Genomic DNA, 11,950 nt, shown 5'->3' with positions numbered 1-11,950 from the left:
CTATACTGAGTGCGTATTGATATTACACACGTGACAGATAGCCACCTTGCGGATTTATCGGCGTTGGCGTGCGGCAAGCAACAAAATCAGGTCTTGGCGCTTGATTACCATAAGGCTGCACCAAACGATTAGACATGGCGTTATAAACAAAAAAAGTATTTGAACGCGGCATCGGTGTGATATTACTATTAGAGCCATGCATCATATTACAATCGAAAATCAAGACAGAGCCAGGTGGCCCTGTTGGACTGACTATACCAAAATCACGTACCATTTTTTCTAAATTCGCTTGGTCTGGCACACCAAACTCTTGCTTCTTCAGCGATGACTGATAGTGATTATCGGGCGTTTCTCCAATACAAGATAAAAACAAACGATGAGAACCAGGTACCAACATCAATGATCCGTTATACGGTGTATTTTCTGTCAGCAATACAGAGATGGATAAGGCGCGCATCCGCGGCATGCCATCTTCAACATGCCATGTTTCAAAATCTGAATGCCAATAAAACGCCTCCCCAACAAAACTAGGTTTATAATTCAAGCGCGATTGATGGATATACACTCGATCATCAAGCAATAAAGCAGCCACTTCAGCCAAACGTTGATCTGAAGCGAGACGGCCCATCAACTGTGACTGTAGGTGAATATCAAATATCGACCTTACCTCATGACTGTCAAGCTCGGTAATGACTGTTTCTTGACGCAATGCAGATGCATTCAATAGAGCTTGCTTTGCTTCAGCTTGCAAATGCACAACCTCATCTGCTGTAAAGAGATTCTCAAGAAGCAGATATCCATTTTGATTGAAGTGGTCTAACTGCACTTTTGTTAAGGGCGATGAAGACTGCCATTTGCCATAACATACGGGGTCTAGGCGCTCAATTAAAGTTGCTTTTGGAGTCTGTCTGCTTGGGTAATTATCGTTTGTGTAATGAATATTTAGCAACCTTTTTACTCAGTTAATCACTATCTGCTGGATATGAACCATTATCATCATGTACTTCTCGACCAGATACTGGTGGATTAAAGACACAAGCACAGACTATTTCTTGCTCAATTCTTAATACATGATGATCGTGGGCATTGAGCGCATACATCGTACCAGGCGACAATTGATGTATATCGCCACTGGCTAAATCCTCAATGCTTCCTTTACCTTGCAAAATAAAAACAGACTCAAGGTGATTGAGGTATTGCATTTGAATTTCTGCACCAGCATACAAAGTTGTAATATGAAATGAAAAGCCCATTCCATCTTGCTTTAGTAGCATACGTGCGCTTTCCCAATCTTTAGCCTTTACATTACGCTCACTATGACGAATATCGTTTAGATGACGCAAAATCATGCAATCTTCTCCTGACTACGCTGCCGCGCTAACTTGTTGTGAACAAGCATGGCGAATACTTTGATCTAAAATATCAAGACCTTTTGCCATTTCCGCTTCGGTGATAGTCAGTGGCGCCAACACTTTAACAACCTCATCAAAAGCCCCACTGGTTTCAATAATTAGTCCTTTATCAAATGCATCCGATGTCACTTTGGAAGCCATCTCGCCAGAAGCAACATCAATACCACGCATCATGCCTTTTCCGCGCGTGCTAAAGCCATATTTGTCTGCCATCTTTTCTAGTCGCGCATGTAGATACTGCGCTCTTTGCTGCACTTCAGTAATAAACCGATTGTCAGACCAAAAGTGTTTTAGCGTTGCGGTGGCAGTCACAAAAGCATGATTATTACCTCGGAAAGTACCATTATGTTCACCAGGCGACCAAATATCTAAATTAGGATTGAATAATGCAACCGCAAAAGGTAAACCCATCCCCGATAATGATTTTGACATAGTGACAATATCTGGTGTGAATCCCATGCCTTCAAAGCTAAAGAATCCATTGGTACGCCCACAACCAGCTTGAATGTCATCAACAATCAACAAGGCACCATGCCGTTTCGCAATATCAGCAATTTTGCATAGCCATGGCGTAGATGCGGCATTTAAACCACCTTCCCCTTGTACCGTTTCTAGCAAAATCGCAGCCGGCTTATCCAAGCCACTTGAAGGATCGGACAATCGCTTATCTAACATATCGGCAGTATCAACATTGTCACCAAAATAACCATCAAAAGGCTCATGCACGACATGATTAAGTGGCACCCCCGCCCCATTGCGTTTTTCAGCATTGCCAGTACAGGCTAGTGCACCGAGTGTCATACCATGATAACCATTGGTGAACGAAACGATTAACTCACGTTGCGTGACTTTACGCGCCAACTTAATCGCAGCCTCCACCGCATTCGTCCCAGTAGGCCCTGTGAACATCACGCGATAGTCTAATTGTCTTGGCTTTAAAATAAGTGTTTCAAATGCATTTAAAAAATCAGCTTTTGCTTGTGTATGCAAATCCAATCCTTGCGCAATCCCATCATTGGCAATATATTGCATCAATGCCTCTTTAAGCACAGGATGATTGTGTCCATAATTAAGGGAAGCACAACCAGACAAAAAATCAAGATAATGTCCTTCATTACTATCATGCATCCAAGCCCCCTGTGCTTTGATAAACTTTCTAGGCATTGCGCGTGCATAGCTTCTTACATTTGATTCTCTGCGTTCAAAAATGGCAGTATTGGTTTGATTCTTTTGACTAGGATGAGGTATTTTTGACATGGTAAACTCCTTAATTGCTTAAAATCTTTTGAATATCGAATGGGCCAATTTTGACCAAAAACTCCGTTTCATGACTACCATGAAAGTGGTGTTCTTTTTCAAAATAGGGCTTGTTACTGATCGATAATTGATGCGATCTTGCAAAACCTTCAAACAACGCCCACGATGCTTGATTGTCTTGCGTAATCGTTGTGGTGAGATAACTTACATTGGCTAAAGCGTTACGTCTGAGCAATGCCATTAACAAATGTCTTGCTAAACCTTTTCCTCTTGCTTCTGCAGCAACCGCTACTTGCCATATAAAAATATGGTCATGTTGATCAGGCGGTATATAGGCAGACAACCAACCTACAATACGATGATTAGCTTCTGCCAGCACACAGGTTGATGCAAAATGCGTACACTGCAATAAATTACAATAGGATGCGTTATTATCTAGCGGTGGTGCATTTTTTATTAGCGCTGTAACGGCATGACCATCAAGCGCATTTGGCGGACGGAATTTGACTGAAGGTATGGCATCAAATTCATGATAATTGGTGTGTGTTTCTTGGTGGTTTTGAACATTTGTTAATGTCAAAACTTCTCCTTAATTCATCGGTTAATTGTGTTAAAAAATAACTCGTTATAAATGGTTTATATAATTTATCATTAAAAATCAGGTGCTTATAATAGCATAAAATGCTACCCCTAACAAGGACGTGATTTTAATCATTACCGATAGGCAAAAAAAAGCCACCTCATGGGTGGCTTTTTAATATCTTAACTGAGTGATTATATTAATCTTTTGATGCTCTCTTACGTTCGTGCTCTAGCAAGAAACGTTTGCGAATACGGATAGTTTTTGGCGTAATTTCCACCAACTCATCATCATCAATAAACTCAACAGCACTTTCTAATGTAATAGCAATTGGCGTGATTAAGCGCACCGCTTCATCGGTGCCTGAAGAACGCACATTGGTTAATTGTTTACCTTTAATTGGATTGACGACCAAATCATTATCGCGGCTGTGAATACCAATAATCATTCCTTCGTAGAGTTTGTCGCCTGGACTAGCAAACATTTTGCCACGATCCTGTAATTTCCATAACGCGTAAGCAACGGCCTCGCCTTTTTCTGAAGAAATTAACACCCCATTACGACGGCCTGGCATATCTGGTTTTACTGGTGCATATTCATCAAAAATATGGGCCATCAAACCAGTACCGCGTGTTAAGGTTAAAAATTCACCTTGGAAACCAATCAAACCGCGTGCTGGAATTTTATACTCTAACCGTGTACGTCCATTGCCATCTGACTCCATATTCTGCATTTCACCTTTGCGACGACCTAGCTCTTCCATGACAGGCCCTTGGTTATCATCTTCCACGTCAACGGTTAAAATTTCATATGGCTCACATTTCTCACCATTAATTTCACGGAAGACCACTTTTGGTTTACCAACTGCAATTTCGAAACCTTCACGACGCATATTTTCTAACAGAATGGTTAAATGCAACTCACCACGACCAGACACACGGAAAATATCAGCATCTTCGGTATCTTCAACGCGCAATGCAACATTGACTAGCAACTCTTTTGTTAAACGGTCACGAATTTGACGTGAGGTAATAAATTTACCTTCTGTACCTGCTAGTGGCGATGTATTGACCATAAAATCCATCGTAAGCGTAGGTTCATCCACACCTAAATGTGGCAAGCCAACTGGTTTATCACGATCACAAATTGTGTAACCAATACCAATTTGGTCTAAACCAGCAATAATAATAATGTCGCCCGCTTCTGCTTCTGGAATTTCAACACGCTCTAAACCCTCAAACCCAAGCACTTGGCTAATTTTACCCGTACCAATTTGCTCATCACCATGCATAATAGCAACCGCTTGACCTGTTTTAACGCGACCATTTAATACGCGTCCAACCCCTAAACGGCCTGTGTACGTTGAATAATCTAACGCCGATACTTGCATTTGCAATGGCGCATTAGCATCCCCCTTAGGCGGCTCAACATGTTTAAGAATCGTTTCAAAAACAGCGCGCATATTGTCTGTTGTTTCACTCATATCTAGCATAGCAAAACCATTTAATGCAGACGCATACACAATTGGAAAGTCTAATTGATCGTCAGTAGCGCCTAAGTTGGCAAACAAATCAAATGTTTGATCAATCACCCAGTCAGTGCGCGCACTTGGACGATCAACCTTGTTAATGACTACAATTGGTTTTAAACCAAGTGCTAGGGCTTTTTTGGTCACAAAGCGAGTTTGTGGCATGGGCCCATCAACCGCGTCAACCAAAAGCAGCACACCATCTACCATACCCAACACACGCTCCACTTCGCCGCCAAAGTCAGCATGGCCCGGCGTATCCACGATATTAATACGTGTGCCTTCGTAAGTTAGCGCCGTGTTTTTGGCTAAAATGGTAATGCCACGTTCTTTTTCAAGATCATTGCTATCCATCGCCCGTTCTGTAACGGCTTGATGTGAAGCAAACGTACCTGATTGCTGGAGTAGTTTATCAACCATGGTTGTTTTTCCATGGTCAACGTGGGCGATAATTGCGATATTTCTTAAATTGCGAGACATTTAGTTAAGCTGCCAATAGGTTCAGAAGGGCGCGATTCTAACACAATAACTTGACTTTATTATTTGACATTACAAAATAAATGGTTATACTGCGCCCAAGTTAAAACTTAATCTTAAGTAATTTAAGCAGTTTTAGATTCATCGCCCTGACCTTTCGTAACGCGTGAAATAGTGACGTTACTTCTTATTTTATCGGTTAGTGGCTATGCCAGCGCGCCGGTAAAAGAAGCTTCTATCTACATTATTGTCTTCTTGCGTTTGTGTTCATCATCTAATAGATGTCTATGCATCTATACAAATGACATATTTCGTTATTGCTTGCGCCCTTTTTTGTTATTTTTGAAAGGGACACTACATTGTCTTCAGTTACATTTGAATCATTAAATTTACATCCATCTATCCTTAAAGCAGTTGCAGAAGCGGGTTATGTCATCCCTACGCCTATTCAAGCGCAAGCTATCCCAGCTGTTTTAGACGGTAGAGATATATTAGCCTCAGCCCAAACAGGCACAGGAAAAACAGCTGGCTTTACACTCCCAGCACTCAACTTATTAGCTACGCCACACGCATCAAATAGCCGTGGCCCACGTATTTTGGTATTAGTACCGACACGAGAATTAGCGGCACAAGTCAATGACTCAGCTCGCAAATATGGTAAATACATTCGCGCACGTACCGTGAGTATCGTCGGCGGCATGCCTTATCCATTACAAAACAAATTATTATCACAACCGTTAGATATCTTAGTCGCAACACCAGGTCGCTTTATTGACCATATGGAGCGCGGTCGAGTTGATTTAAGCCGTTTGCAAATGTTGATATTAGATGAAGCTGATCGCATGTTAGACATGGGCTTTATGCCAGATGTACAACGCATTTGCGATGCATTACCTAAAGAGCGTCAAACTTTATTATTCTCGGCAACATTAGATGGCAATATCGGTCGTATTGCGCAAGATATTTTAAATAATCCTGTGACCATTCAAGTTGCTGCGCAAAAAGAAAAACATGAAAACATTGAGCAACGTTTACACCATGTTGATGATATGAATCATAAAAACAAACTGCTTGAGCATCTGCTTATTGAGCCAGATGTTGAACAAGCAATTATTTTCACGAGCACCAAACGCCATGCAGATTTATTAGCAGAAGATTTATATGCTGCTGGTCATAAAACAGCTGCATTACACGGCGATATGACACAAGGTGCACGCAACAGAACCTTAACAAAACTGCGTCATGGCGATGTTAAAGTATTAGTTGCAACCGATGTGGCAGCGCGTGGTATTGATGTCAAAGGGATTAGTCATGTGATTAACTATGATTTGCCTAAATTTGCTGAAGATTATGTGCATCGTATTGGCCGTACTGGTCGTGCTGGTCAAAAAGGGATTGCAATTGCATTTGCAACCAATATGGATAGACACGTATTACGCAAAATTGAAGAGTATACCGGCCAACGTCTTGAAGCCTCAGTGATTGAAGGATTTGAACCTAAACGTCCAATTAACATGAACGCCCCAGAAGGCAAACGCAAAGCTCGTGGCGGCCGCAGTAATGATTCACGCGCTGGTGGTGGCTTTAAAGGCCGTTCTAGCAACGATTCACGTGGTAATTCACGTGATAATGGCGGCCAAAAGGGTCGCAGCTTTGGTGATCGTGCCGCAGCCGATCGTCCATCAAGAGGTAAACCAAATGAATCGCGCTTCAGTGAAAGACCAGCAAAAAGTCGTCCAGCTCGTAGCAATGATGCCCAAGTTGGTCAGTCGTCTGAAGTCAATGGCAATAGCGTACATTACACAAAAGATACCAATTTACAGTTTGCAAAAGAAGTAGCACGTGGCGTTGGCAATGGTCGCCACCAAACTAGCCGACATCATGTTGCAAATACAGGCGCTAATACGGGAACAAATAGAGGCTCGGCGAAGATATCGAATGAAAAATTTGGTAAGCCACGCCCACAACGTAGTGGCATACCTGCAGGCAATCAGTCCCCACGCCGTTCTGATAACGATGGCGCTAGACGTTCACGCAACTTCGCTTAATTTTGCTTATGACAGATAAAAACGAAACGAAACAAACAGAAATAACCGTAGCCACCTCATCAGAAGTGATTAACTTCCAATCACTTGGGCTTGCAGCGCCATTGCTGCAAGCAGTGGCTGATACGGGCTATACAACACCTACGCCTATTCAAGCACAGGCCATTCCACTCGCTTTGACCGGTGCTGACTTGATGGCTGGTGCGCAAACTGGTACAGGTAAAACAGCTGCATTTACCTTACCTATTTTGCATAAGCTATTGCCTTTGGCGAGCGCTAGCACTTCGCCAGCAAAACATCCTGTTCGTGCATTAGTATTAGCACCAACGCGTGAGCTGGCAATTCAAGTAGAAGAAAGTGTCAAAACCTACGCTAAGAATACCGATTTACGCAGTTTGGTTGTGTTTGGCGGTGTTGATATTAAAAAACAATTGCCACCGCTAAAGGCAGGTGTTGAAATTTTAGTCGCCACGCCAGGCCGCTTATTGGATCATATTGAACAAAAATCGATACAACTGAATCAAGTACAAATTTTAGTGCTAGATGAGGCTGACCGTATGTTAGATATGGGCTTTATGCCTGATTTAAAACGTATTTTGGCCTTACTGCCTAAAAACCGGCAAACCTTGATGTTCTCAGCAACCTTCTCTACAGAGATTAAAAAGTTATCGGATGAATTTCTTAATAATCCCACATTAATTGAAGTTGCTCGGAGTAATGCCACGTCTGAAAATGTACAGCAAAAAGCTTATGCAACAGCGCAGAGTGATAAACAAGCTGTGTTAATCGAATTACTTAAAAAAGAAGGTGAAAATCAAGTGATTGTTTTCACCAAAACAAAAGTAACAGCGAGTAGATTAAGTCGAGCGTTAGAACGTGAAGGTTTTAAAGCTGATGCCATTCATGGTGATAAAACACAGAAAGAACGTATTGCTGCTTTAGATGCGTTTAAAGATGGCAAGATTACGGCATTAGTAGCAACTGACGTTGCTGCACGTGGTTTGGATATTAGTGATTTGCCAATGGTGATTAATTATGAAATCCCTTCTGCTCCAGAAGACTATGTGCATCGGATTGGTCGTACTGGCCGCGCAGGCGCTAGTGGTATTGCAATTTCATTAGTTTCTGAAGATGAAGAAAAGTATTTTGTAGAAATAGAAAAACTCATCAAAAAGGGTATTCCGCGTGAAACAATAGTGGTATCAGCGCAAAGAAGCTCTCGGTTACCATCATCAAAAATGGCTAGCCTACCACGCAATACTGCTGTTAAGAAACAACATAAAAACCAAGATCCTTGGTTTGACCAACCTTATGTGCCGAGCAAAACAAATGGCGAACATGTCAATCAAAGCAAACGCGTATTATCAAAAAATCGTAAAGCGCCCCTTGCCGCTTTGCTTGGTGGCCTGAAGTAGCGATAAATGGCTATTGATTACGCATAAAGTCTGCGACGCCATAGAGTTGCGTCGCTAACTTTGTTAATACTGGCTCTTCAATCCCTATTTTATGCATAGCGGCAATCATACAATACATCCATTGATCTCTCTCCGTTTCGCCGATACTAAACGGCATGTGCCGTGCGCGTAAACGGGGATGTCCATATCGCTCAATATAGAGTTGAGGGCCGCCTGTCCAGCCACATAGAAACATGAATAATTTTTCCCGAGCTTCAGTCAAATCAGCTTGATGTATCGCGCGCAACTGCTTTACTTTAGGATCACTATCCATGATGTCATAAAAAGTCTCCACCAGTAACCTTATGGTTTCGATACCGGAATTATCGCCGCCTAATAATGCATAAAAAGTCGATTTATCTGCACCGACTTCTTCAATTTTATCGATCATACATGCACTTTAGTTTTCACTAAGCTAGCAACTTTTTGCGCATTCGCTCTGGCTTCAGTTGTGTCAGATGCTGTCGCCAATGCCACCCCCATACGACGATGCACAAAGGCAGTTGGTTTACCAAATAAACGGATATCGCTATTCGGGATGGCTAACGCTGCTTCTAAACCTGAATAAGTGAGATTATCACTATCAACACCACCATAAATCACGGCACTTGCACCAGGTTGAGTAAGCGCAACATCTACTGGCAAACCTAAAATAGCTCGCGCATGTAATTCAAATTCATTAAGACGTTGACTACACATCGTCACCATACCCGTGTCATGCGGCCGCGGGCTTACTTCAGAAAACCAAACTTGATCACCTTTAACAAATAACTCTACCCCAAACACACCTAAGCCTCCTAAAGCATCGGTAATGGATTTAGCGACTGCTTGCGCCGCTTTAAGCGCTGCTGCTGACATCGCTTGAGGCTGCCAGCTTTCCACATAGTCGCCTCGTTCTTGCCGGTGTCCAATTGGTTCGCAATAGTAAGTTTGAATTGCTCCATCTATATTTTTTGCCCGGACTGTGAGTAAGGTAATTTCAAAATCAAAATCAATTTGCCCTTCCACAATCACAACCCCTTGATTAACACGACCACCACTTGCCGCATAATCCCAAGCTGCTTTCACCTCACTCGCGTTGGTAATTCGAGACTGTCCCTTACCTGATGAAGACATGGTCGGTTTAATAAAACATGGATAACCAATGCCTCTATTAATACTTGCCAGTAGCGCTTCTTCACTTCTCGCAAAGGCATATGGCGACGTCGGCAATTGTAGCGTTTCAGCTGCAAGACGCCGAATACCTTCGCGATTCATGGTGAGTTGTACTGCTTTTACAGTTGGAATAACCTGACAAGTACCTGATAGTTCAATATCTGCCAAAGCATTGGTATTGAGCGCTTCGATTTCAGGCACAATTAGATCTGGAGACTCTTTTGCAACCAATGCTTTTAAAGCTTCGCCATCGGTCATATCCATGGTGTAAGCCCGGTGTGCAACTTGGTGACCAGGGGCATTTTCATATCGATCGACTGCAATTACTTCAACACCAAGGCGTTGCAATGCAATAATCACTTCTTTACCCAGTTCACCACTGCCAAGCAGCATAACTTTAGTGGCAGAAGAGGATAAAGGGGTCCCTAGTCTAACAGCATCACTCATGTAAAAACTCCGTTTTTTAATGAGTGAAATCATACCACGATGAGGTTGGAAGCTAAATATTGATGCCGTGTTTTTCCATACGATAACGCATTTTCATACGTGTAATGCCAAGATAACGGGCTGCCTGAGATACGTTGTTATGGGATGCTTCTAATGCCGCGATCAACATGCGTCTTTCTGTGGCATCTAATGTAGGACTTGGCGTGTCACCAGCGGTCTGTAGAGTTAACTTATCTATGGCATCATCAGGCAAACCGATATCACCTGCAAAAATATTACTTTGGTGGCTTAATAAAACTGCTCGACTAATAAGGTGTTTTAATTCACGCACATTACCTGGCCATCGATACGCTTGAATGGCTTCTATTGCACTGATAGTTAATGTGTGTGCATTTAGGCCATATCGGTCTTCAGTTTGTTGCATAAAATATTTCGCCAGTCTCACAGCATCCCCTTCGCGCTCTCGCAGCGGCGGCATTGCCAGACTAATGACATTTAATCTGAAGTATAAGTCTGATCGAAAACGCCCAGCATTTGACATTTCATGCAAGTCTCTATTGGTGGCTGCAATAATTCTTGCAGGCACATGGTATTCTTTTGTGGAACCTAAGCGCCGCACTTTACGTCTTTCAAGCACATTTAATAATTTGGCTTGTAATGGTAACGGAATCTCACCAATTTCATCTAGAAACAAAGTACCATCCTCAGCCGCCTCTATTAAGCCAGGGCGGCTAGTTGTTGCGTTGGTAAACGCACCTTTTTCGTGGCCAAATAACTCGCTTTCGATTAATTCTGTAGGTAATGAAGCACAATCAACATGCACAAAAGGTTTTTCTTTTTGCGCACATGACAAATGCAATATGCGCGCCGCAACATCTTTACCCGTTCCCGTTTCGCCTGTGATGAGTACGGTAGGCGGGATAGCCTCAACCAAACGTCCCAATTGCGCAATACGCTCAATTTGCATGCGAATGCTTTGCATAGCTGGGCTATCTCCCAACAATGAAACGCCTTCGCTATCATGTGCATTGCGTTGCTTAGCATTATCTAAACTGGATTGTAGCTCAATCGCTTTTTCATTTTTTTGAATAACCAATAACAGCTCATCCAAATCGATTGGCTTTTTAAGATAATCAGCAGCGCCCAACTTAATTGCTTGCACAGCATCTGCAACTTCACCATAAGCTGTCATCACAATCACCTTAATATTGTTATCAATCAGCTCAGCAATTAAGTCTAATCCATTACCATCAGGTAATCGCATATCCAACAAAACCAGATCTGGTAAAAATTGTTTAAGTAGTGCACGCGCATCTTTTAAATTGGCCACATACTCACAATCGAAATCTGCTTTTTTAAGATGTTTGACGACTGCACGCGCAAACAGAGTCTCATCCTCTACAATGAGTATTTTACTTTGTTGATTATCGTGAATACGCTGGGTATTTATTTGCGATTGCGTGGTCAATCATTACTCCCTTGATTACTAAATTGATAATGCATTGTCATTTAACCCGCTGAGTATAGGCGTCTATTATTGTTAACGCTTCATCATCTTTGAAACATTAAAAGCAAAATACATTCCAATATTGATT

10 protein-coding genes are annotated in these 11,950 nt (G+C 42.2%); 2 read left to right on the top strand and 8 right to left on the bottom strand.

Going from position 1 to position 11,950, the window contains the following annotated elements; all coding sequences use genetic code 11:
- Positions 1–22: 22 nt before the first annotated feature.
- From thpD to typA, 5 genes are all read right to left on the bottom strand, one after another.
- Positions 23–949, bottom strand: a complete 927-nt coding sequence (thpD, locus tag KFB94_09140; GenBank protein ID QVL45381.1) for an ectoine hydroxylase — start codon at positions 947–949, stop codon at positions 23–25.
- Positions 950–962: 13 nt separating this feature from the next.
- Positions 963–1,349, bottom strand: coding sequence for an ectoine synthase (locus KFB94_09135; protein QVL45380.1), 387 nt, complete (start codon positions 1,347–1,349; stop codon positions 963–965).
- A gap of 15 nt (positions 1,350–1,364) precedes the next feature.
- Positions 1,365–2,669 carry a diaminobutyrate--2-oxoglutarate transaminase gene (gene ectB / locus KFB94_09130; protein ID QVL45379.1) on the bottom strand — a complete coding sequence of 435 codons (1,305 nt, stop codon included), beginning with the start codon at positions 2,667–2,669 and terminating at the stop codon, positions 1,365–1,367.
- Between the two features lie 10 nt (positions 2,670–2,679).
- Positions 2,680–3,249: a diaminobutyrate acetyltransferase gene (ectA, locus tag KFB94_09125; protein QVL45378.1), complete on the bottom strand. Its 570-nt coding sequence runs from the start codon at positions 3,247–3,249 to the stop codon at positions 2,680–2,682.
- A 199-nt stretch (positions 3,250–3,448) separates the two neighbouring features.
- Positions 3,449–5,257, bottom strand: coding sequence for a translational GTPase TypA (typA, locus tag KFB94_09120; GenBank protein ID QVL45377.1), 1,809 nt, complete (start codon positions 5,255–5,257; stop codon positions 3,449–3,451).
- A gap of 314 nt (positions 5,258–5,571) precedes the next feature.
- On the opposite strand from typA, the gene KFB94_09115 reads away from it, so the two are divergent.
- Both KFB94_09115 and KFB94_09110 read left to right on the top strand, forming a co-directional pair.
- Positions 5,572–7,302, top strand: coding sequence for a DEAD/DEAH box helicase (locus KFB94_09115; protein ID QVL45376.1), 1,731 nt, complete (start codon positions 5,572–5,574; stop codon positions 7,300–7,302).
- Between the two features lie 8 nt (positions 7,303–7,310).
- The gene (locus tag KFB94_09110) at positions 7,311–8,714 is read left to right on the top strand and encodes a DEAD/DEAH box helicase (protein QVL45375.1); all 1,404 of its coding nucleotides are present in this window, start codon (positions 7,311–7,313) and stop codon (positions 8,712–8,714) included.
- A gap of 10 nt (positions 8,715–8,724) precedes the next feature.
- Here KFB94_09110 and KFB94_09105 read toward each other — a convergent pair whose 3' ends face one another.
- From KFB94_09105 to KFB94_09095, 3 genes are read right to left on the bottom strand one after another with little or no spacing between them, the layout of a single operon-like run.
- The gene (locus KFB94_09105; GenBank protein ID QVL45374.1) at positions 8,725–9,144 is read right to left on the bottom strand and encodes a group II truncated hemoglobin; all 420 of its coding nucleotides are present in this window, start codon (positions 9,142–9,144) and stop codon (positions 8,725–8,727) included.
- On the bottom strand, positions 9,141–10,355 hold the full coding sequence (gene purT / locus KFB94_09100) for a formate-dependent phosphoribosylglycinamide formyltransferase (GenBank protein QVL45373.1): 1,215 nt from the start codon (positions 10,353–10,355) through the stop codon (positions 9,141–9,143). Before purT ends, KFB94_09105 begins: the two co-directional genes overlap by 4 nt.
- 52 nt (positions 10,356–10,407) lie before the next feature.
- Positions 10,408–11,823: a sigma-54-dependent Fis family transcriptional regulator gene (locus tag KFB94_09095; GenBank protein ID QVL45372.1), complete on the bottom strand. Its 1,416-nt coding sequence runs from the start codon at positions 11,821–11,823 to the stop codon at positions 10,408–10,410.
- Positions 11,824–11,950 lie beyond the last annotated feature (127 nt).

This window comes from Methylophilaceae bacterium (assembly GCA_018398995.1).
Lineage (GTDB): Bacteria > Pseudomonadota > Gammaproteobacteria > Burkholderiales > Methylophilaceae.
Note: the sequence above shows the minus strand (reverse complement) of the source record. Positions and strands in the feature narration are given on the sequence as shown.